Raw genomic sequence first — 21,658 nt, 5'->3', positions numbered from 1 at the left:
CGTGGATACATGGACGGCGACCTTGACCGGGGCTATAGCCGCCCCAGCCGCAGCAGGCGTTCGCCGCGCGCGTCGGGGACCTGTGCGCCCCGTCGTCGACCGCGCGAACGTGCAACCGGATTGTCGGGCGGCGTAGAGCAGAGGAAGCCTCTCGAATGCCGTCCAATGACAGCCTGAACACGCGCAAGGACCTCACGGTCGGTCGCAAGAAATACGCCTATTACAGCCTTCCCGCCGCCGAGGAAGCAGGCCTGACCGGGATTTCCCGCCTGCCGCGCTCCATGAAGGTGCTGCTGGAGAACCTGCTGCGCAACGAGGACGGGGTTTCGGTCACCGAAGCCGACCTCAAGGCGGTCGCCGCCTGGATCGACAACAAGGGCTCCGTCGAGCACGAGATCGCCTTCCGGCCCGCCCGCGTCCTGATGCAGGACTTCACGGGCGTGCCCGCCGTGGTCGACCTGGCCGCGATGCGCGACGCCATGACGGCGCTGGGCGCCGACCCCTCCAAGATCAATCCGCTGAACCCCGTCGACCTGGTCATCGACCACTCGGTCATGGTGGACAATTTCGGCACCGCGAAGGCCTTCGGTCAGAACGTCGAGCGCGAATACGAGCGCAACATCGAGCGCTACAACTTCCTGCGCTGGGGTTCGTCGGCGTTCGCCAACTTCCGCGTCGTGCCCCCCGGCACCGGCATCTGCCACCAGGTCAACCTTGAGAACCTGGCCCAGACCGTCTGGACGCTTGAAGAAGGCAAGAAGACCGTCGCCTATCCCGACACCGTGGTCGGCACCGACAGCCACACCACCATGATCAACGGCCTGGCCGTTCTGGGCTGGGGCGTCGGCGGGATCGAGGCCGAGGCGGCCATGCTGGGTCAGCCGATCCCGATGCTGATCCCCGAGGTCATCGGCTTCCGCCTGACCGGCCGCCTGCCTGAGGGGGCCACGGCCACCGACCTGGTCCTGACCGTCACCCAGATGCTGCGCAAGAAGGGCGTGGTCGGCAAGTTCGTCGAGTTCTTCGGCGACGCCCTGGCCGGCCTGACCCTGGAAGACCAGGCGACCATCGCCAACATGGCCCCGGAATACGGTGCCACCTGCGGCTTCTTCCCCGTGTCGCGTGCCACCATCGACTATCTGACCGCGACCGGCCGCGACAAGGCGCGCGTCGCCCTGGTCGAGGCCTATGCCAAGGCTCAAGGCCTGTGGATCGACGAAACGAGCGAAGACCCCGTCTTCACCGACACCCTGGAACTGGACCTCGCCTCGGTCGTGCCGTCGCTGGCCGGACCCAAGCGTCCCCAGGACCGGGTCGAACTGACCACCGCAGCCCCCGAGTTCGAGGCGCACCTGACCGGCACCTTCGCCCGCCCCGCCGACGCCGAGCGCGTTGCCGTGGATCGTGAGAAGTTCACGGTCGGCGACGGCGACGTCGTGATCGCAGCCATCACCTCCTGCACCAACACCTCCAACCCGTCGGTGCTGATCGCCGCCGGTCTGGTGGCAAGGAAGGCCAATGCCTTGGGCCTCAAGGCCAAGCCCTGGGTCAAGACCTCGCTGGCACCCGGTTCTCAGGTGGTCACCGACTATCTGAACGACGCGGGCCTGACCAAGGACCTGGACGCGCTCGGCTTCAACCTGGTCGGCTACGGCTGCACCACCTGCATCGGCAACTCGGGCCCGCTGTCGCCGGCCATCTCCAAGGCGATCAACGACAATGCCCTGGTCGCCACCAGCGTCCTGTCGGGCAACCGCAACTTTGAAGGCCGCGTGAACCCCGACGTCCAGGCCAACTACCTGGCCTCGCCCCCCTTGGTCGTGGCCTATGCCATCGCCGGCTCGATGCGGATCGACATCACCAAGGACCCGATCGGCCAGGACAAGAAGGGCAACGACGTCTTCCTGAAGGACGTCTGGCCGACCTCGGCCGAGGTCGCCGAGATCCAGCGCAAGTCCGTCACCCCGGCCATGTTCGCCAAACGCTACAAGGACGTCTTCAAGGGCGACAAGCACTGGCAGGGCATCAAGATCGAGGGCGGCCAGACCTACGACTGGGATTCCGAGTCCACCTACGTTCAGAACCCGCCCTATTTCGAGGGGCTGTCGATGGAGCCCACGCCGGTCACCGACATCGTCGAGGGTCGCGTCCTGGCCATCTTCGGCGACTCCATCACCACCGACCACATCTCCCCGGCCGGTTCGATCAAGACCTCGTCGCCGGCGGGCCAGTACCTGGTCAACAACGGCGTCGAGCCACTGGACTTCAACGGTTACGGCGCGCGTCGCGGCAACCACCAGGTCATGATGCGCGGCACCTTCGCCAACATCCGCATTCGCAACCGCATCACGCCCGACATCGAAGGCGGGGTCACCAAGCACTTCCCGTCGGGCGACACCATGTCGATCTATGACGCGGCCATGCGCTACCAGTCCGAAGGCCGGCCTCTGGTCGTGTTCGCCGGCAAGGAATACGGCACGGGCTCGTCGCGCGACTGGGCGGCCAAGGGCACCCGCCTGCTGGGCGTCCGCGCCGTCATCGCCGAAAGCTACGAACGGATCCACCGCTCCAACCTGGTCGGAATGGGCGTGGTGCCGCTGCAGTTCAAGGCGGACGGCTGGGTCAAGCTGGGCCTGACCGGCGAAGAGATCGTCACGGTGCGCGGCCTGTCGGACGTCAACATCGGCAAGCTGAAGCCGCGTCAGGACCTGTGGGTCGAGCTGTTCCGCCCGTCGGACGGCAAGATGGCCCGTTTCCCGGTCCGCTGCCGCATCGATAACCAGACCGAGTTGGACTACTTCAAGGCCGGCGGCGTCATGCCCTACGTCCTGCGCAACCTCGCCGGTGGCGCGGCCAATGCGCCCCTGCCCGAGCCGGAAGAGATCGCGGCGGAGTAGGTCCTCCGAGCAGACGAGAATGAGGGCCGGCGGATCGCTCCGCCGGCCCTTTTCGTTTGAGCCGCTGTTCAGTCCGCGCAGAGGGCCGGTTGGGCCTTGCCGTCCTCGACCTCGGAGAAACAGCCGAACTGGACGTTCTCGCGCTGGCAGACGCCGGTGGTGCGGGTGCCGACCCTGGAGATATCGAACTGGATGCACCGTCCGGTACAGTCGGCCTTGTCGGTGCAGACCTTGCCCGCGTCGGGCATGGGGATGACGCAGTAGGGCATGTTCATCAGCCCGACGCGCCGGATGGCTCCGCCGGCACGGCCGCAGAGAACAGGATCGCTGTCCCAGGCCGGGTCGTGTCCGGCCAGGCTGGGGGCCGGTCGATCGTCGGCAGGGTCCAGCGCCGGGCCGGATGTCGGCGCACAGGCGAGCACGCCGCCGATGAGCAGCAGGGAAGCCAGCCAGGCGGCAAGGGTGCGCAGGGTCATGGGGCCGACCCTACACACGAACCGACCGGTGGGAAGACCGTGATACGGGAGAATCAGTCCTGGGCCATCGCCTCGGCCAGAAGCCGGGCCTCGGCGGCGCGGCTGGAGCCGGATCGCCAGGCGACGACGATCTCGCGGCTGGGCACGGCGCGGGCTCCCTTGGGGGTGATGTGGCGGGTCACGACCGCCGGGTTGTCGGCCAGGCCCGCGCGCACGGCCATCTCGGGCAGGAAGGAGACCCCAAGACCCGATCCGACCATCTGGACCAAGGTGTGCAGGCTGGTGGCGGCGAAGACGTCATCGCCCTTCGGCGGGTCGATGTCGAAGGCGGCCAGGGCTTGATCGCGCAGGCAATGGCCGTCCTCCAGAAGGATCAGCTCGGACGAGGACAGGGAGCCCGGCCCGATCGCGCCGGGCACGGCCAGGGCATGGCCGACAGGGGCCACGGCCAGGATCTCGTCATGGCCGATGTGGGCGTGATCGATGCCCGGTGCATCATAGGGCAGGGCGATGATGGCGGCATCGAGCTGGCCCGCCTTGAGCCCGGCGATCAGGCGCGGCGTCAGGTCCTCGCGGATGAACAGGCGCAGGCCCGGATAGGCCGACTTCAGGCCCGGCAGGGTGGCGGGCAGAAGGAAGGGGGCGACGGTCGGGATGATCCCCAGCCGGAACCGGCCGGACAGGGGGCGGCCTGCACTCCGCGCGGCTTCGACCAGATCCTCGGTGCGGGCGAGCACGTCCTCGGCGCGGCGCACGGCCTCGGCTCCCACGGCGGTCAGCTGGACATTGCCCCGGGTCCGCTCGACGACGGGGGCACCCAGGATACGCTCAAGCTCCTGAACCCCGGCCGACAGGGCCGGCTGGCTGACGTGAGCGGCCTCGGCCGCCCGGCTGAACGAGGCATGCTCGGCGAGGAGTTTCAGATACTGGAGCTGGCGCAGGGTGGGGAGCATGGAAGCGGACATAGACGCTTCCTATGGAGATGGCGAGGACGATCGGCCTTTCTTGTTCGAGGTCGGCAAGCCCGGATGGCGGTGGCGGTCAAAAAAGTGACCGCCAAACCGCCAGAGCGCCAAATTGACAGAGATCGATCCGTCGTGTCGGGCGGCTTGAGTCACCCTGTCGGCGGGACGACCTCAGCCTAACCGCAGGTGCGGCTGGTGGGTCGGCTGGAAGGTTTCAAAGACCCGGACAAACAGATGGGACGCGGGAGACCGGGCGCAAGGGCTAATGAGGAAAGTATTCCTGTTTCCTTTGCACCTTTCAGCGAAGGCCAGGCGACATGTTCCGTCGGCCGTGGCTCGAACGGCCTCGCTCTCTGAAGGCGATCAGACTGGATTTCGTAGCAGATACAGGCCGAATCCCATGACCCCGCGTCCGAAATCGAACATCAGCTTCAACTGATGGGCGCGACCCGCGATGGCCGGGGCGTCCGGGTGGGTCGGGTTGGCGTCCAGCCAGCTGGCAACGGCGGACTGCATGGTGTCGCCGTAACGGTCCCAGCGGTCCTGGGTCGACAGGGCGGCCGAAACCACCTCGAACCCCGCAGCCTCGGCGGCGGCCTGCCAGCCGTCGTGGTCGGTGTAGAGGTTGTTCAGTTCGACCAGCTGGCGCAGCGGTCCCGGCGGTTCGTCCACCCAAGCCATATCGCCCCACAGCAGCCAGCCACCCGGCGACAGGTGGGCGCGCAGACCCTCCAGCATGGCCTGGGGGGCGCGGATGCCCGGCCCGGTCGGCTCGATCACCCCAAGGGCCACGATCAGGTCGAAGGGCGGCGAGGCCGTCAGCACCTCGGGCGATGTGCCCTCACGCAGCAGGACCCGACCGTCCAGCCCGGCCGAGGCGACACGGTCACGGGCCAGGTCGATGATGGCGGAGTCGATCTCGACCGCCTCGACCGACAGACCGAATCGCTGGGCCAGCCGGATCGAGACGGAGCCGTTGCCGCAGCCGATATCGAGCGCGCGCGCGCCCGGCGTCAGGTCGGTCAGGGCGATCGCGACCTCGATGGTGTCGAGGTCCACGGCGTTGCAGACCTCGAGCGCCTCATAGGCGATGCGGTGGAAGCTCATGCGCATGAGACGGTGTTAGCGCGTCCCGTGGCCCTGCCCAAGGCGCATTTAGAAAGCGCTTTACATTCCAAAGTCAATGAGAGATAAGGCGGGGACTTCAACGGAGCGCGCCATGACATCGACCCTCGCCTCTTCCGTCTCCCTGGGCCGCGCCGCAGCACCGGCCGACACCACCCTGGCCGTCGCCGCAGGTCGCAATCTGATCGCCGCCGGATCGATCTTCGCCGTGGCCAATGCGGTGCAGTGGGCGATCATGGGCGGGGCGCTGGACCTGCATCCGGCGGTGCTGTCCCTGACCTGGCCGATCGCGGTCGGAGCCTTCCTGGTCATCCTGCGCCAGTTGAGGGCCGCGGGCGGAGAGGCCGGTCGCCGCACCGCCGTCTGGTCGCGGTTCGCCATCCTGAGCCAGATCGGCGCGGCCCTCGTGCTGGTCGCCGCATCGGCCGCGACGGGTCAGTGGGGCCTGATGATGTGGACCTCGGTCGTCGGGTTGGCGCTGTATGGTGTGGCCTGGACGATCGCGGCGGTGCGGACGCGCAAGGCCTGGATCGGGGCGGTCGCACTGGGATGTCTGTGCGCGGCGGGCGGGGTCGCGACCCTTGTCGGGACGCCAGCCCAGTATCTGGCCTATGCCGGTGGCCTGCTCGCTTTTGCCCTGCTGCCCGGGCTGGCGCTGGTCTTCCGTGGCCGAATCTGAAGGGAATGACGACCATGACCGAACCTCACATTCCGGCCGAGGCCGCCGATATCGCCTGGATGCGCAATCTCGCGGCCGAGGGGGCGGCCGAACCCCTGCGCGGCGGGGCGACCCTGCTGGCCGCCGGTCTGCTGTTCGGCGGGGCCAGCCTGTATCAATGGGCGGTGCTGTCGCAGGTCTTGCCGATCGCGCCGTCCAGCCTGGCCATTGTCTGGCCGGTCATCACCGTCGCCTTCGTGGCCTTCGCGACGATCCATGGGATTCGGACGGGCCGGTCAGCCGGGGTCCGGACGGCCGCCAACCGGGCCTCCGCGACGGTCTGGAGCGCCGTGGGGCTGGGCATCTTCACCCTGTTCGTCTCCATGGGGCTGATGGGATGGCGCATGGGAGCCGAGGTCTCGGCCGTAGCGCTGGGCCTGATCCCGTCGGTCATCATGGTCTTCTACGGCCTCGGCTGGGCAGTCAGCGGGGCGATGTTCCGTTCCATCTTCCTCTGGCGGCTGTCGGTCGCGTCGTTCGTCGCCGCGCCGGTTCTGGCGGCCTTCACCGGATCGACCTGGCAGTATCTGGTCTATGCCCTGTGCCTGTTCGCCCTGATGGCCCTGCCGGGGTGGCTGCTCATGCAGAAGGTCCGGGCCGAAGGACAGGGCTGATGAGCGATCCGTCGTTCGACATCGGCCGCATCGACGAGGTCATCCACGGACGGATCCGGCTGGGGATCATGGCCGTGCTGGCCGGAGTCGACAGCGCCGACTTCAACACCCTGAAGGCCAGGCTCCAGACCACCGACGGCAATCTGTCGGTGCATCTGAGGAAGCTCGAGGACGCCGGGTTCGTGGCCATCGACAAGCGGTTCCAGGGGCGAAAGCCCCTGACCGAGGCCCGGATGACCGAGGCGGGGCGCAGCGCCTTCGTCGCCTATCTGGACGCCATGGCCGGCCTGACGGGTGCGGCGCGCTGACGCCACGACCGGGGCTGGCGGCCGGCCCTCGGAGCGACCTATAGAGGCGAATGACCTCGCGCCTGCTCAAGCTCGCCACCCTCGAAAACCTGCGCGACTACGGCGACTACGCCACGGCAGCGGGCGGGCGGGTGCGACCCGGACGGCTGTTCCGGTCGGGGCATCACGGCCGACTGGACGACGCCGACCTGGAGAGGCTGGGCGCGCTCGAGCTGGGCACGATCGTGGATCTGCGCCGCAAGGTGGAGCGGACCCAGCAACCGTCGCGTCGCCATGCCGCCTTCGACGGCCGGGTCATCGAGAGCGATCTGGATGCGGCGGGCGAGGCACCGCACGTCACCTTCCTGAAGACCGCCGACCTGACCGCCGACAGCGGTCGTGAGTTCATGACCGGCCTGTACCGCGACATGCCCTTCTCGCCGGCCCACATCGAGACCTTCGGCGGCTATTTCAGCAGCATCGCCGACAGCGACCGGCCCGTGCTGATCCACTGCGCGGCGGGCAAGGACCGCACCGGCCTGCTGGCCGCCCTCACCCATCACATCCTGGGGGTCGGGCATGACGATCTGCTGGATGACTATCTGCTGACCAATACGGCGGTCGACATGGAGCGGATCGCGCCGAAGATCGCGGCCAACCTGAAGAAGACGACGGGCCGCGAACCGTCGCACAGCGCCCTGGTCGCCTTTCTCGGCGTCGAGGCCGCCTATCTGGAGGCTGCGTGGAGCGCGATCACGGACCGGTACGGGTCGATCGACGCCTATCTGGAGACCGCGCTCGGCGTCGATACGGCCGTGCGTGACCGGATCGGCGAGCGGCTGGCGGCATGAGCGAGACCCGCGACGGCGGGCGTGTCCGTTGCGTCCGAACCCTGGACTGGCGTGAACCGCTGGAGGTCGCGGCGGGGCTGGCGATGCGGGACGGGGCCCTGTGTCTTCTGTCCGATCCGGCTCTGCCCGGCAGCCGGTCTTTCGTGGCCGTCGATCCGGAGTGGTCAACGACGCCGGACGCGGCCGAAGGTGGGCTGTTCGCCGGTCTGACGGGCGACGTCCTGACGGCCGGGGTTGTCGGGCTGGCCGGCTATGACGCCGGGGCGCGGGTCGCCACGGGGCCGCGCGAGACGGTGTGGCCCGATCTGATGCTGGCGCGGTATGCGGCGATCCTGGTGTTCGATCATGACGCAGGCGAGGTCCGGGCGATCGGCTGGGGCGAGGACGAGGCGGCGGCGAACGACGCCTGCGATCGCGCGCAGGGCTGGATGTCGGGGGCGAGATCACCGGACGCGCCCCCGCCGCCCGCCCCTGCCCTGATCCCCGATGCCGAGGACCAGGCCTATCTCGATGCGGTCGCCGAGGTGGTGGCGCGGATACGGGCGGGCGACCTGTTCCAGGCCAATATCGCGCGGGGATGGATGGCGGTGCTGGAGCCGGAGGCTGATCCGTTCGACGTCTTCGTGCGGCTGGCCCGGGGCGGGGCCGCGCCCTATGGGGCCTTCTGGCGGCTGGGCGAGCGGGCCCTGGTGTCGAACTCGCCCGAACTGTTCCTGACGCTGGATGCCATGAGCCGCCGCATCGAGACCCGGCCGATCAAGGGCACGCGGCCGCGCGATGCCGATCCGGTACGGGACGCCGCCCATGCCGCCGACCTGCTGGCCAGCGCCAAGGACCGGGCCGAGAACCTGATGATCGTCGACCTGATGCGAAACGACCTGTCGCGGGTCTGCGAGGCCGGATCGGTGCGCGTCGAAAAGCTGTTCGCCCAGGAAGCCCTGCCGACCGTGCATCATCTGGTCTCGACCGTTTCGGGGCGGCTGGCGGTGGACCATGACGCTGCCGACCTGTTGCAGGCGACCTTCCCGCCGGGGTCGATCACGGGTGCGCCCAAGCATCAGGCGATGAAGGTGATCGCCGCGCACGAACCGCCGCGCGGGGCCTGGTGCGGGTCGCTGTTCCTGATGGACGAGGATGCGAACCTGACCGCCTCGGTCCTGATCCGCACGGCCAGTTTCGAGAGAATCGAGGGTCGGTGGCGCGTCCGCACACAGGCCGGGGCCGGCATCGTCGCCGACAGCGATCCTGCTCAGGAACTGGCGGAAACCGAGGTCAAGATCGGGGCCCTGCGGCGCGCCCTGACCGGGTAGTCCAGTGCAGGATCAGCTGGTCGGGCAGTTGCTGCACAGCACCTTATCGACCCGACGGGGCCGCAGATAGAAGGCGCTCGAGAATTTGGTCACCGCCGGCATCAGGTATTTGATGGGCGAGGTGTAGTCATAGGTGGTCTCAGTCATCACCGCGCTCTCGCCGTTGGAGATGATGTCGGCCGGGACGGTGACGGTTCCGCCGGGCGTATAGGCGGTCACGCCGCTGGCGCGCGACCAGTCGACCTTGGCCACCCCGTTGGCGTCGCGGGTCACGCTGGAGATGCGGGTGGTCAGGGTCGTCGACGAGAACGGCTTCATCATCAGGCCGCCGATCGCGATGATGTCGTCCAGTTCGTCGTTGGTGACCACATCGGTCTGGGCCACCAGATCGGCGACCGCCGAGGCCGTATGGGCCATCCGCTTCTGGGCCATATAGCCCTGACAGAACTCGGCCAGGCCGAAGTAGAAGGCGATCATGATCGGCGCGATCAGGGCGAATTCGACCGCCGACACGCCGCGGCGATCGCCGCGCAGTCGCGACAGGAACCCCTGGGCTTTCCCGGGCCCGGTCATTGGTCCCAAGGCTCGTTACGGAAGGCCGTGGTCGCGGTCATGATGGTGTCGCCGTCACCGAGTTGCGACAGGGCCTGCTTCAGGAACGGAGTGAACAGGGGCTGTTTGTACCAGGTGCGGACCAGGATCAGGCTGCCGGGCTGGCCGGTCGTATAGGTCAGTTGCGACGGGTCGAAGCTGGTTCCGCTGGCCATGGGGTCCGGCGGGTTCTGGTTGCGGAACTGGGGGATCTCGCGGACGTCGACGGTGGCGCGCGACGCGCACTGGCCGCTGAAGATGCTCATCTTGCCGCACAGCTGGGTCTTGAACTCGGCTGCCGTCAGGTTCGATCCGGCCGCCTGTCCGGTGCGCACCAGCCGCCCGGTCTCGATCACCGCCGTCTCGAGCACGGAATCGGTGACGAACACCATTCCCAGTTCGATGATGGCGAACATCATGAAGAAGAAGGGGAAGGCCACCATCGCGAACTCGACCGCCGACGAGCCGTCGCGGTTACGACGGCGGCGAAAGGCAGCAAGGGTGGGACGGCGGATCATCGGTCGTCCGATCTCAAGGCGTCGGGACGCCCGAGGCGGCGGGGGCGGCCGAGGGATTTTCATAGGTCCGCAGCGACGGCGAACAGGTGGCGGCGCAGGCCATCTCGGTCGCCTGGCCACCGCGCCAGTAGCGAAGGCTGCCGGGCGAACCGCCCGAGACGATGATCTGGTTCTGGAACAGGGGGCGGCCGATGGCGTCGACCGCGAGAATCTCGGTCTGGCCGTAGCCCTTGCCGATGATCACGAGGGTGTTGGCGTCGACGACGGTCACGTCGGCGATGGCGGGGTTGGAGACGATCACCGACGACACCATTCCACGCAGGGAGACGCGCTGGGTGCGGTCGATGCCGACGCTCATCGACCCGGACTGGGCCAGCACCGGGGTGGCGGCCATGCACAGGGCGAACAGCGAGGCGGCGAGGATCGAGCGGGGCTTGGAAACCTGGGTCATTGAAATCTGTCCGGGCGCGCGATGCGACGGGCGCGACCCTGCGCCGGAAATCTCAAGAAAGTCTGAAACGCGAGCGAGCGGCGACTTCAGCCGGGCAGAACAGAGTAAACGACCCGGTAACCACACTCATAAGACCTTGGTTATTGTTCGCTTTACTTCGATTTAAGAGCTGATCCGTAGAGTGAGGCTTGTAAACGGGATCCAGCGGGCAAATCCGATGGTCCTTCCAGTACCAACCCCTTTTGCTCGCTCAATCAAGGAAACTCACATGACCAAGTTCATCTCCAAGTTCGTTGCCGACGAATCCGGCGCCACCGCCATCGAGTACGGCCTGATCGCCGCCCTGATCGCCGTCGTCATCATCTCGGCCGTCACCACGCTCGGCACCACGATCTCCGCCAAGTTCGCGGCCGTTACCACCGGCATGACCGGCGCCTGATACCAATCGTCACGTAAAGTCTTGAAGCCGGCCCTGGGCCGGAGATCAGGGGGCCGGGGTGGAAACACCCCGGCCCTTTGCTTTTGAACTGCGCTGGATCGGTCGATCCTGTTTTTACAGTAAACGTCGAAGTAACCACGCCCGACGACGCGGTCTTAACCGCTTCCGGACATGATGCTCAGGCGTTTGGGGGTCCAGCGGGCGACCGGTCTCCCCCCAGCCATCGTTGCTCGCTTGACCCACTCATAAAGGAAACCAGAATGACCAAGTTCATCTCCAAGTTCGTTGCCGACGAATCCGGCGCCACCGCCATCGAATACGGCCTGATCGCCGCCCTGATCGCCGTCGTCATCATCTCGGCCGTCACCACGCTCGGCACCACGATCTCCGCCAAGTTCGCGGCCGTCACCACCGGCATGACCGGCGCCTGATACCGTCGGTCCAGTAAAGTCTTGAAGCCGGGGCCGGGGTGGAAACACCCCGGCCCTTTGCTTTTGTCCCGCATCGAAAGCGCCACGGTAAACAGCCCGGTTACTATCCTTGCCGACGCGTCCTTAAGGTTCCGGCGTCATGTTTGCCGTCAGCCGGGGCAGGAGCTGCGGCATTGACCACAGTTCCCCGCGTCTCTCACCCACTTACCAGGACCGCCGCCATGACCAAGTTCATCTCCAAGTTCGTTGCCGACGAATCCGGCGCCACCGCCATTGAGTACGGCCTGATCGCCGCCCTGATCGCCGTCGTCATCATCGCCGCCGTGACCACGCTCGGCACGACGATCTCGTCCAAGTTCGAGGCCGTCACCACCGGCATGACCGGCGCCTGATCCCGTCGGTCCAGTAAAGTCTTGAAGTCAGCCTGCGGGCTGAAGGTGGGGGCCGGAGCGGAAACGCTCCGGCCCTTTGCCTTGTCCGGCCCGGAAACCGGGTCTTAACGGGACCGAGGCTAGAGGTGGGTCATGGACACCGTCACCCTCCTGCTGCTCAGCCTGCTGCCCGGTCTGACGATCGCGGCGGGCATTCGTGACCTGACGACGATGACGATCCCGAACTGGATCTCGGCGGCGCTGATCCTGGGCTTCTTCCCGGCCGCCTTCATGGTGGGATTGAGCCCCATGAACGTTCTGGTCCATGTCGGCATCGCCGCCGGTGCCCTGTTCGTCGGGATGGGACTGTTCGCCGCGCGGATCATCGGCGGCGGCGACGCCAAGCTGATGGCGGCGGCCTGTCTGTGGCTGGGTCTCAGCGGATCGGGCGCCTTCATGCTGTGGACCGGCGTGGCGGGCGGCCTGTTCTGCCTGATGCTGATCTTCGCCCGCACCCAGGTCCGACCCTATGTCGCCGGCGGCCCCGAATGGGTCCATCACCTGCTCGAGCCCAAGGGCGACATTCCCTACGGCGTCGCCATCGCCGTCGGCGTGCTGATGGCCTTTCCGTCGAGTGCGCTGCTGACGACGTTCGCCTCGGGAACCTGAAGCGATTCCCCGCTTAGGAGCGCGTTAACCCGCAGCCTTCATTCTCGTTAACGGCAGAGGCCGGGGGACCGATTCCACGCGCGCTCCCATCCTGCCGGAGACCGTCATGAAGCCCGCCAAGATCGCCGTCATCTGTATCGCCGCCGTCGCGGCCATCGGCCTGGCCTTCGTCGTGCGCGCCATGGGCTCTTCGGGCGGACAGCCCGTCGCCACGGCCACGGCCGGCCCCGTCGTTCCCGCTCGCCCCATGACCAAGGTGCTGGTCGCCGCCCGCGACCTGGACCCCGGCAAGCGGCTGGAAGACGCCGACCTGACCTGGAAGGAATGGCCGGTCGACGAGGTCAACCCCGCCTTCATCACCGATGGCACCACACCCATTCCCGTCCCGCCCACCACCGGAGAGGCCGCAGCGGCCGCCGGTGCTCTGGAAGGTGCAGCCGCCAAGCCGGCCGGTGCCGTCGCCTCGGTCACCCGCGCCGCCACCGACATGGCCACGGGCGGGGCCAAGGCCGACTATTTCGGATCAGTCGTGCGCGAGCCCATCCTGGCCGGCGAACCCATCGTGGCCCGCAAGATCGTGCGCGCCGGCGACAGCGGATACCTGGCCGCCTATCTGGAGCCCGGGATGCGGGCCATGGCCATCAAGGTCTCGGTCGAGACCGCAGCCGGCGGCTTCATCCTGCCCGGCGACCGGGTCGATGTGTTGCTGACCCAGCAGACCACCCTGTCGAACCTGGACGGTGCCAGCCAGGCCTCAAAATTCCGGTCCTCGATGGTGATGCAGAACGTCAAGGTGCTGGCCATCGACCAGACCACCCGCGCCGGCGAGGACGAACAGTCGGTCGTCGGCGCCACCGCCACCCTGGAACTGCGGCCCTCCGATTCCGAGGCCCTGGCCCTGGCCAAGTCCGAGGGCGAGCTGTCGCTGGTGCTGCGCTCCTATGCCGACACCGCCGGACCGTCGGGCCGAGTGCAGGCACCGCGTGAATCCTCCGCCGTCCGCATCTTCCGTGGCGGCGCTCCCGAAACGGTCGTGATCCCGTGAGAGGTTCGATGACATCCAACCCGCGCCCGACCTGGCTGCGTCGCATCGGCGTGGCGGCCTCGGCCCTGCTGATCGGCGCGTCGTCCCTGATGCCCGCCACGACCCTGGCCCAGACGGCGCGCACCGTTTCGGCCGGCGGCGAGGCGCAGCTGGTCAATCTGCCGCGTGGGTCATCGTTCGCGGTGGACCTGCCTGCCGACGCCCATGACGTCATCATCTCCAACCCGGCGATCGCCGAGGCCCTGACCCATTCGCCGCGCCGCGTGACCGTGATCGGCGTCGCGCCCGGCCAGACCGACGCCGTCTTTCTCGATGCCTCGGGCCGGACCATCCTGTCGCTGCGGGTCCGGGTCGATGCGGGCGTCTATGCGCTTCAGGACACCATCAACCGGATCGCGCCGGGGTCCCAGGCCCGCGCCGAGGCGGTCAACGACAGCATCATCCTGACCGGTCTGGTGACCAGCCCGGCCGAGGCCGACCGGATCGTCCAGATCGCCCGTGCCTTCGTCTCGGCCCCCGAGAAGGTCATGAACATGATGAGCGTCGCCGAGAGCGACCAGGTCACGCTCAAGGTCCGGGTCGTCGAGATCCAGAGGAACGCCATCAAGCAGCTGGGCTTCAACACCTCGGCGGTGCTGGGTCAGCTGGGCGACGCCCAGTTCCTGATCGGCCAGGCGGCCAGCTTCGGCGTCAACGGTGCCCTGCTGGGCGGGATTTCGGCCGGGTCGTCGATCGACACCACGCGCAACTATCAGCTGGAACGGCCCTGCGTCGGGGCCGGCTATGTCGCCGGCACCATGTGCCCGTTCGTCGCCAACGGTCCCGAGGACGCCGGAAACTGGGACACCGCCCAGCCCGGGACCGGTCCCGGCGACCGCGACCTGAACCAGGGCAATGCGACCATCAAGGCGTTCGAACGGGTCGGACTGGTCCGCACCCTGGCCGAGCCCAACCTGACCGCCGTGTCCGGCGAGGCCGCGACCTTCCTGGCCGGCGGCGAGTTCCCTGTGCCCTCGGGCCGCGACCAGCAGGGCAATGTCAGCGTCGAATACAAGCCCTATGGTATCAGCCTGGCCTTCCGTCCGGTCGTCCTGACCGGCGGCCGCATCTCGATGCAGATCAAGGTCGAGGTCTCCGAACTGACGAGCCAGGGCGGCTTTACGCTCGGGGCCGGCACGGTCGGTGCCCTGACCCTGCAAGGGCTTCAGGTCCGCCGCACCGAAAGCACCGTCGAACTGCCCTCGGGTGGGTCGATGATGATCGCCGGCCTGCTTCAGGAACAGACCCGCCAGGCCATCGACGGCCTGCCCGGGACGACGACCGGCATCCTGGGGTCGCTGTTCCGCTCGCGCGACTATCTGTCGGGCGAGACCGAGCTGGTGGTGATCGTCGAGCCCTATATCGTCACACCGACCTCGCCGGGGCGGATGCAGACGCCCGCAGACGGCCTGCGCATCGCCACCGACATCCAGACCACCTTCTTCGGCCAGCTGAACCAGACCTATGGCAGCCCCGCCCCGACCGCCGTCGCCGGCGTCGGCTGGCAGGGCCCGGTCGGCTATGTGATCGAGTGAGCCCCATGATCGGCAGAACCGTCCGCACCGTCCTTCTCGCCGCCGTCGCCTCGGCGTCGCTGGCCGCCTGCATGGGTGGCCCGGCCGGGGGCGAGGGCCCCATGCCCCTGACCCCGACGTCGCGTTATTCCCTCCAGGTCGAGCCCGGCGTCGACCGCATCGCCCTGGCCGTCCGCGAGGACGGGGTGTCCCCGGCCCAGCAGGCGGCTCTGGGTGCCCTGATCCGTCGCTTCGGCGCCGAGCGCGCCACGGCCCTACGGATCCAGGCTCCGGGCGGCGGCGACGTGGTCGCCGGTGACTTCGCCTACCGGATCAAGGCGGCGCTGGAGCACGGCGGCGTTCCCGGACACCTGATCCAGATCGAGGGCTATGACGCGCCGGACGCCCGCGCGCCGGTGCTGGTCGGGTTCGAGACCCTGGAGGCCGTGGTGCCCCAGTGCGGCCTGCAATGGAACAATCTGGCGCGCACGGCTCGCAACGAGACCTCCTCGAACTTCGGCTGCGCGGTCAACGCCAACCTGGCGGCCCAGATCGCCAATCCGCGCGACATCGTCACGCCGCGCAACATGACAGCCTCCGACCAGGGCCGACGCGCCGTGGTCTTCGACAACTACCGCAAAGGCGAAGCCACGGCGGCCCCTCAAGAAGACCTGATCGCGAACGAGCGGGTCTCGCAGGCGGTGGACTGAGCGGATCATGAGTAACGCCTTCGCTCCACGCAGCTATGAGGCTTTCGAGGACGAGTTTGACCTGGACGGCGAGTTCGCGCCGGGGGCTGCGGGCGCGCGCGAGCCGCTGCAGTTCATGGCCCCGGCCGGAGCCTCGCCCCAGGCCGCTGCGATGCCGCAGGTCACCGCCATGCCCCAGGCCGCCGGTATGCCCGCGTCCATGCCGGCGCCCGGCTACAATCCCGTGGGCGAGATGATCGCCGGAGCCCAGACGGCCCTGGCCCCCAGCTCCATGCAGACCGCCCCCGTCCATACGGCCGCGTCGCTCGGTGCGCCCATGGGTGCCGAGGTGTCGGTGCCGCGCATCGCCATCCACGTCTTTGCCGAACGCCAGGACACCCTGGCCGCCGCCGAGCGCGCCGGTCAGGACCGTCGCCTGTCGCGCGCCACGACCCAGATCCGCGTGGGTGGCGTTCCGGCCGCTGTCGAGGCCTATCACCACGAGCCGACGCCGCCGCTCATCATCGTCGAATGCCTGACCGACCCGCACAGCCTGCTGGCCCAGGTCGACGCCCTGGCCGAGGTCTGCGACGCAGGCACCAAGGTGGTGGTCATCGGGGCCTCCAACGACATCATCCTGTTCCGCGAGCTGATGCGGCGGGGGGTGTCGGAATACCTGGTCGCCCCGATCCAGCCGCTGCAGCTGATCGCGGCCATCGGCGGGCTGTTCGCCGATCCAGCCATGCCCTTCGTCGGCCGTTCGATCGCCTTCGTCGGCGCGCGGGGTGGAGCGGGATCGTCCTCGGTCGCTCACAACACCGCCTATGCCATGTCCGAGCGGATCGGTGCCAACACCGTCATCGTCGACTATGACCTGCCGTTCGGCACGGCGGGGCTCGACTTCAATCAGGACCCGCTGAACGGCGTCGCCGACGCCTTGGGTCAGCCCGACCGGCTGGACGCCACGCTTCTGGACCGGATGATGGTCCGCTGCACCGACAAGCTGAGCCTGTTCGCAGCCCCCGCGACGCTCGACGTGGACTGGGACATTTCGCCGGACGCCTTCGAAGAGGTGACCAGCCGGATTCGTTCGACGGCACCCTTCGTGGTGCTGGACCTGCCGCATCTGTGGTCGGGCTGGATGAGGAAGACCCTGATCGCCGCCGACGAGGTGGTGGTGGTGGCGACGCCCGATCTGGCATCCCTGCGCAACGCCAAGAACATGATGGACCTGATCCGCGCCGGACGTCCCAACGACGCTCCGCCCCGGCTGGTGCTCAACCAGATGGGGATGCCGGGCCGACCGGAGATCCCGGCCAAGGATTTCGGGGCCGCCCTGGGGGTCCACCCCAGCCTGATCATCCCGTTCGACGCCAAGCTGTTCGGGGCCGCCGCCAACAACGGCCAGATGATCATCGACGCCGGCGCCAAGTCCAAGGCGGCCGACGCCTTCCAGACCCTGGCCCAGATCGTGTCGCGTCGCGAACTGCCCGCCGTCGCGGGTCCGAAGGGCAAGGCCTCGGCCAAGACCCCGTCGGAGAGCAAGTCGCTCTTCGGCAAGCTGTTCAAGAAGCGCTGACGGTCCCGCCGTGTTCGGAAAACGCACAGGATCGTCCAGCCCCTCGGCCCCCATGGCTCCTGCACGGCCTGCGCCGGAGCAGCCGGATCAGGGTGTCCAGACCCAGGCCTTCGCCTTTGCCGACGAAGCGCCCCAGCCGGCCCAGGCCTTCGGCACGGGCGGCACGGCACGACAGGCCGAGCCTTCCGGCGGTGCCGACCGGCTGGATGCCCTGGCGGCCCGGCCCAAGCCCGCCGCCTCTGCACCACCTCAGGCGTCGAACGGCCCCGGCCCCAAGGCCACACCCGCCTTCGAACAGCTGAAGAAGGCCCAGGCGGTCACCGAGATCGTCCGCGAGCAGAGCGACTACTACCACGCTACGAAGACGACCATCTTCAACGCGTTGATGAACACCATCGACCTGTCGCAGCTGGCGCAGCTGGACACCAAGGCCGCGTCCGAGGAAATCCGCGACATCGTCGCCGAGCTGGTGGCGATCAAGAACGTCTCCATGTCGGTCGCCGAACAGGAGCACCTCGTCCAGGACATCGTCAACGACGTGCTGGGCTATGGTCCGCTGGAGCCGCTGCTGGCGCGCGACGACATCGCCGACATCATGGTCAACGGCGCCGGCCGGGTCTTCATCGAAGTGAACGGCAAGGTCCAGCTGACCAATGTCCGCTTCCGCGACAATACCCAGCTGATGAACATCTGCCAGCGGATCGTGAGCCAGGTCGGCCGTCGCGTGGACGAAAGCAGCCCCATCTGCGACGCCCGCCTGCCCGACGGGTCGCGCGTCAACGTCATCGCCCCGCCGCTTGCCATCGACGGCGCGACCCTGACGATCCGGAAGTTCAAAAAAGACAAGCTGACGATGAAGAACCTGGTGGAGTACGCCTCCATCAGTCCGGAAGGGGCCCGGGTCCTGGGCGTCATCGGTGCCTGCCGATGCAATGTGGTCATCTCGGGCGGTACGGGTTCGGGCAAGACGACTCTGCTCAACACCCTGACCGCCTTCATCGACCCGACCGAGCGGGTCATCACCTGCGAGGACGCAGCCGAGCTTCAGCTGCAACAGCCGCACGTGGTCCGCCTGGAAACCCGGCCGCCGAACCTGGAGGGCCAGGGTGCCATCCACATGCGCGACCTGATCAAGAACTGTCTGCGGATGCGGCCCGAACGCATCATCGTCGGCGAGGTCCGGGGGCCGGAGGCGTTCGACCTGTTGCAGGCCATGAACACCGGCCACGACGGCTCCATGGGCACCCTGCACGCCAACAGCCCGCGCGAGGCCCTGGCCCGGATGGAGTCCATGATCACCATGGGCGGCTATGGCCTGCCGTCCAAGACGATCCGCGAGATGATCACCGGCTCGGTCGACGTCATCATCCAGGCCGCGCGTCTGAGGGACGGCTCGCGCCGCATCACCCACATCACCGAGGTGGTCGGGCTGGAAGGTGACGTGATCGTGACGCAGGACCTGTTCGTCTATGAGATCACCGGCGAGGACGCGAACGGCAAGATCATCGGCCGCCACCGCTCGACCGGCATCGCCCGGCCCCGCTTCTGGGACCGCGCCCGCTATTACGGGCTGGAGCGCGAACTGGCCGAAGCCCTGGACGCGGCGGAGTAGGCGGCGATGCTTCCCATCCTCGCGGCCATCCTGGCCTTCGTGACCATCGGCGGCCTGGGCTGGGTCCTGGTCGGCGGCGACGATTCCTCGACCCAGGCGCTGAAGCGCGCACAAGGGTTGGGGACCCGGACCCCGAACGCCAATCGAAAGGCCGCCCAGGCCGCCGTCGCCAACACGCCTGAAGCGCGCCGAAAGGCGATCCACGACCAGCTCAAGGAGGCCGACCGCAAGGAGCGCAAGGCCCGAATGACCATGGCCGCCAAGCTCAAGCAGGCGGGCCTGACCATGCCGATCCGGACCTTCTGGATCATCAGTGCGGGCCTGGCCGTCACGGCCCTGCTGCTGCCCCTGCTGCTCGGGGCCAACATCGTGCTCTGCCTCGGTCTGGCGGTCGTTTTCGGGGCGGGCCTGCCGCGCTGGATCGTCGGCTTCATCGGCAAGCGCCGCCGCAACAAATTCTCGCTCGAGTTCGCCAACGCCGTCGACGTCATCGTGCGCGGCATCCGGTCCGGCCTGCCGGTCCAGGAATGTTTCCGGATCATCGCCCGCGAGAGCCCGTCGCCCCTGGGGCCGGAGTTCCAGCGGCTGGTCGAGGGGCTGGGCGTCGGCCTGACCCTGCCCCAGGCGCTGGACAAGATGTACGAGCGGATGCCGACCGCCGAACTGCGCTTCTTCGCGATCGTCATCGCCATTCAACAGAAGACCGGCGGTAACCTGGCCGAGGCTCTCGCCAATCTGACCACCGTGCTGCGCGCGCGCCGGATGATGGCCGAAAAGATCAAGGCCCTGTCCTCCGAAGCCATGGCCTCGGCCGGCATCATCGGCTCCCTGCCCCCCGTGGTCATGGGGCTCGTCTTCATCACGACCCCTGCCTACATCATGCTGCTGTTCACCGACCCGCGCGGTCAGGTGATGCTGCTGGGGGCCGGACTGTGGATGTCCTGCGGCGTCTTCGTGATGAAGAAGATGATCGCGTTCAAGTTCTGAGGCGCCAGCAGTCATGATCGCCTTCCTCACCAATCCGCAGAACCTGCTCAGCCTTCTGGTCGGAGTCCTGGCCTTTGCGGCCCTGTTCACCGTGCTCAGTTCCATGAACGGCGGGGCCAGGCTGGAAGACCGGATGAAGGCCGTCTCGGTCCGCCGCGACGAGCTCAAGCGTCGCTCGCGCCAGGCCCTGGCCAAGGAGGGCGGCCTGCGTCACGCCGACGACGGCTTCCACAAGGACGTGGTCGAAAAGCTGAACCTAGCCAAGATGCTGGAAGACCCCAAGGTCGCCGAAAAGCTGGCCCAAGCCGGCTTCCGGGGGCCCAAGCCTCTGAACCGGTTCTATTTCTTCCGCTTCGCCTCACCCTTCATCTTCTTCGCCTTCGTCGGCTTCTATCTGTTCGTGTTCAACGATTTCGGCTTGCCCCTGATGGCGCGGGTCACGGCGACGATGGCGGCGACGGTGATCGGCTTCTATGCGCCCAACATCTATCTCTCGAACGTCATCGCCAAGCGCCAGCAGTCCATCATGCAGGCCTTTCCCGACGCGCTTGATCTGTTGCTGATCTGCGTCGAGGCCGGGATGTCGATCGAGGCGGCGATCCAGAAGGTCAGCCAGGAGATCGGCGGGTCGTCGATCGAACTGGCCGAGGAACTGTCGCTACTCTCGGCAGAGCTCAGCTACCTGCCCGAACGGCGCCAGGCCTATGAGGGGCTGGCCAAACGCACCAACCACGCCGGGGTCAAGTCGGTGGCCACCGCCATGGTCCAGGCCGAACAATACGGAACCCCCCTGGGCTCGGCGCTGCGTACCATGGCCAAGGAAAACCGCGACCTGCGGATGTCGGCCGCCGAGAAGAAGGCCGCCGCCCTGCCGGCCAAGCTGACCGTGCCGATGATCCTGTTCTTCCTGCCGGTGCTGTTCGTCGTGATCCTGGGCCCCGCGATCATCAACATCCAGGACACGATGAAGGCCTCGGGCGGGTGATCTAGCCTTCCGCCGCCGCCTTCAGCGCCTCGCTGATCGCCACGACGGCGGGTTTGATGGCCTTCTTCTGCTTGTCGAACGCCAGTTCGCCCCGCAGGCCTGAATAGATCACGCCGTTGGCGAGGATGCAGTTCTCGGGGCCGAGCGTCTCGATCTCGTAGAAGCGGGCCACCGTGAACAGAAAGCCGCGCTTCTCGACCCAGACCAGCTGGCTGTTGGGTGTCCAGTCGCTGACCTTCGCCGTCACCACACGTTCCGGCAGGCCAGGTATCCGTTCGGTCAGGCTGACGGCGCCGCCATAGCCGACCGCGCCCGAAACGCCCGTCTCGACGGGGTTCCACTGATCCCACGACGCCAGGTCCGCGATGAAGGACCACAGACGCTCGGGCGGGGCCACGACCCCGATCCTGCTTTCGACCTTGAACTGCATGGGTCTGGATTTGCCACGCCTTTTCGGCGGAGGAAAGGCGCAAGCGATCTGCCTTTCCGGCGGAG

At 67.7% G+C, this 21,658-nt stretch carries 24 protein-coding genes; 17 read left to right on the top strand and 7 right to left on the bottom strand.

Annotated elements, in window-relative coordinates; translation table 11 throughout:
- Positions 1–155 precede the first annotated feature (155 nt).
- On the top strand, positions 156–2,897 hold the full coding sequence (gene acnA, locus O5K39_RS04645) for an aconitate hydratase AcnA (protein ID WP_271146119.1): 2,742 nt from the start codon (positions 156–158) through the stop codon (positions 2,895–2,897).
- 68 nt (positions 2,898–2,965) lie between these two features.
- Here the strand turns inward: acnA and O5K39_RS04640 are convergent, their stop codons facing one another.
- The 3 genes from O5K39_RS04640 to O5K39_RS04630 all read right to left on the bottom strand — a co-directional run bounded on the left by O5K39_RS04640 (position 2,966) and on the right by O5K39_RS04630 (position 5,445).
- A complete protein-coding gene (locus O5K39_RS04640; protein ID WP_271146118.1) occupies positions 2,966–3,373 on the bottom strand; it encodes a hypothetical protein in 408 nt (135 codons plus the stop codon).
- Positions 3,374–3,426: 53 nt separating this feature from the next.
- Positions 3,427–4,326 carry a hydrogen peroxide-inducible genes activator gene (locus O5K39_RS04635; protein WP_271147223.1) on the bottom strand — a complete coding sequence of 300 codons (900 nt, stop codon included), beginning with the start codon at positions 4,324–4,326 and terminating at the stop codon, positions 3,427–3,429.
- Between the two features lie 375 nt (positions 4,327–4,701).
- Positions 4,702–5,445: a class I SAM-dependent methyltransferase gene (locus tag O5K39_RS04630; RefSeq protein ID WP_271146117.1), complete on the bottom strand. Its 744-nt coding sequence runs from the start codon at positions 5,443–5,445 to the stop codon at positions 4,702–4,704.
- A 112-nt stretch (positions 5,446–5,557) separates the two neighbouring features.
- Between O5K39_RS04630 and O5K39_RS04625 the strand changes: the two genes are divergently transcribed.
- Genes O5K39_RS04625 through O5K39_RS04605 form a run of 5 tightly spaced genes read left to right on the top strand, consistent with a single transcriptional unit; the run spans position 5,558 to position 9,243 of the window.
- Positions 5,558–6,142 carry a hypothetical protein gene (locus O5K39_RS04625; protein ID WP_271146116.1) on the top strand — a complete coding sequence of 195 codons (585 nt, stop codon included), beginning with the start codon at positions 5,558–5,560 and terminating at the stop codon, positions 6,140–6,142.
- Positions 6,143–6,156: 14 nt separating this feature from the next.
- Positions 6,157–6,795 (top strand): hypothetical protein, encoded by a 639-nt coding sequence (locus O5K39_RS04620; RefSeq protein ID WP_271146115.1) that lies wholly within the window; start codon positions 6,157–6,159, stop codon positions 6,793–6,795.
- Complete coding sequence (locus tag O5K39_RS04615) at positions 6,795–7,103, top strand: transcriptional regulator (protein ID WP_271146114.1); 309 nt, start codon at positions 6,795–6,797, stop codon at positions 7,101–7,103. The genes O5K39_RS04620 and O5K39_RS04615 overlap by 1 nt, the downstream gene beginning before the upstream one ends.
- Before the next feature lie 50 nt (positions 7,104–7,153).
- Complete coding sequence (locus O5K39_RS04610; protein WP_271146113.1) at positions 7,154–7,933, top strand: tyrosine-protein phosphatase; 780 nt, start codon at positions 7,154–7,156, stop codon at positions 7,931–7,933.
- Entirely contained in the window at positions 7,930–9,243 is a 1,314-nt protein-coding gene (locus O5K39_RS04605; protein ID WP_271146112.1) for a chorismate-binding protein, read from the top strand. The genes O5K39_RS04610 and O5K39_RS04605 overlap by 4 nt, the downstream gene beginning before the upstream one ends.
- A 12-nt stretch (positions 9,244–9,255) precedes the next feature.
- Here the strand turns inward: O5K39_RS04605 and O5K39_RS04600 are convergent, their stop codons facing one another.
- Genes O5K39_RS04600 through O5K39_RS04590 form a run of 3 tightly spaced genes read right to left on the bottom strand, consistent with a single transcriptional unit; the run spans position 9,256 to position 10,803 of the window.
- Positions 9,256–9,816, bottom strand: a complete 561-nt coding sequence (locus O5K39_RS04600) for a TadE/TadG family type IV pilus assembly protein (RefSeq protein ID WP_271146111.1) — start codon at positions 9,814–9,816, stop codon at positions 9,256–9,258.
- Entirely contained in the window at positions 9,813–10,352 is a 540-nt protein-coding gene (locus tag O5K39_RS04595) for a TadE/TadG family type IV pilus assembly protein (RefSeq protein ID WP_271146110.1), read from the bottom strand. Before O5K39_RS04595 ends, O5K39_RS04600 begins: the two co-directional genes overlap by 4 nt.
- Positions 10,353–10,365: 13 nt before the next feature.
- Complete coding sequence (locus tag O5K39_RS04590; protein WP_271146109.1) at positions 10,366–10,803, bottom strand: pilus assembly protein N-terminal domain-containing protein; 438 nt, start codon at positions 10,801–10,803, stop codon at positions 10,366–10,368.
- 268 nt (positions 10,804–11,071) lie between these two features.
- Here O5K39_RS04590 and O5K39_RS04585 point away from each other — a divergent pair, with 268 nt between their 5' ends.
- The 11 genes from O5K39_RS04585 (at position 11,072) to O5K39_RS04535 (ending at position 21,163) form a co-directional block, all read left to right on the top strand.
- Entirely contained in the window at positions 11,072–11,242 is a 171-nt protein-coding gene (locus O5K39_RS04585; RefSeq protein ID WP_271146108.1) for a Flp family type IVb pilin, read from the top strand.
- 260 nt (positions 11,243–11,502) lie between these two features.
- Positions 11,503–11,673 carry a Flp family type IVb pilin gene (locus tag O5K39_RS04580; RefSeq protein WP_271146108.1) on the top strand — a complete coding sequence of 57 codons (171 nt, stop codon included), beginning with the start codon at positions 11,503–11,505 and terminating at the stop codon, positions 11,671–11,673.
- A 221-nt stretch (positions 11,674–11,894) separates the two neighbouring features.
- On the top strand, positions 11,895–12,065 hold the full coding sequence (locus O5K39_RS04575; RefSeq protein WP_271146107.1) for a Flp family type IVb pilin: 171 nt from the start codon (positions 11,895–11,897) through the stop codon (positions 12,063–12,065).
- A 132-nt stretch (positions 12,066–12,197) separates the two neighbouring features.
- On the top strand, positions 12,198–12,713 hold the full coding sequence (locus O5K39_RS04570; RefSeq protein ID WP_271146106.1) for a prepilin peptidase: 516 nt from the start codon (positions 12,198–12,200) through the stop codon (positions 12,711–12,713).
- A gap of 106 nt (positions 12,714–12,819) precedes the next feature.
- Complete coding sequence (cpaB, locus tag O5K39_RS04565) at positions 12,820–13,758, top strand: Flp pilus assembly protein CpaB (RefSeq protein WP_271146105.1); 939 nt, start codon at positions 12,820–12,822, stop codon at positions 13,756–13,758.
- Between the two features lie 8 nt (positions 13,759–13,766).
- A complete protein-coding gene (locus O5K39_RS04560) occupies positions 13,767–15,332 on the top strand; it encodes a type II and III secretion system protein family protein (RefSeq protein ID WP_348637125.1) in 1,566 nt (521 codons plus the stop codon).
- A 5-nt stretch (positions 15,333–15,337) separates the two neighbouring features.
- Entirely contained in the window at positions 15,338–16,021 is a 684-nt protein-coding gene (locus tag O5K39_RS04555) for a CpaD family pilus assembly protein (protein ID WP_271146104.1), read from the top strand.
- 7 nt (positions 16,022–16,028) lie between these two features.
- Entirely contained in the window at positions 16,029–17,579 is a 1,551-nt protein-coding gene (locus O5K39_RS04550; RefSeq protein WP_271146103.1) for a cellulose synthase operon protein YhjQ/BcsQ, read from the top strand.
- 52 nt (positions 17,580–17,631) lie between these two features.
- Positions 17,632–19,191 carry an ATPase, T2SS/T4P/T4SS family gene (locus O5K39_RS04545; RefSeq protein ID WP_271147221.1) on the top strand — a complete coding sequence of 520 codons (1,560 nt, stop codon included), beginning with the start codon at positions 17,632–17,634 and terminating at the stop codon, positions 19,189–19,191.
- 6 nt (positions 19,192–19,197) lie between these two features.
- On the top strand, positions 19,198–20,178 hold the full coding sequence (locus O5K39_RS04540; RefSeq protein WP_271146102.1) for a type II secretion system F family protein: 981 nt from the start codon (positions 19,198–19,200) through the stop codon (positions 20,176–20,178).
- 13 nt (positions 20,179–20,191) lie between these two features.
- The gene (locus O5K39_RS04535) at positions 20,192–21,163 is read left to right on the top strand and encodes a type II secretion system F family protein (protein WP_271146101.1); all 972 of its coding nucleotides are present in this window, start codon (positions 20,192–20,194) and stop codon (positions 21,161–21,163) included.
- Between the two features lies 1 nt (position 21,164).
- Here O5K39_RS04535 and O5K39_RS04530 read toward each other — a convergent pair whose 3' ends face one another.
- The gene (locus tag O5K39_RS04530; protein ID WP_271146100.1) at positions 21,165–21,593 is read right to left on the bottom strand and encodes an SRPBCC domain-containing protein; all 429 of its coding nucleotides are present in this window, start codon (positions 21,591–21,593) and stop codon (positions 21,165–21,167) included.
- Between the last annotated feature and the right edge of the window lie 65 nt (positions 21,594–21,658).

The organism is Brevundimonas sp. NIBR10 (assembly GCF_027912515.1).
Classification (GTDB): domain Bacteria; phylum Pseudomonadota; class Alphaproteobacteria; order Caulobacterales; family Caulobacteraceae; genus Brevundimonas.
Note: the sequence above shows the minus strand (reverse complement) of the source record. Positions and strands in the feature narration are given on the sequence as shown.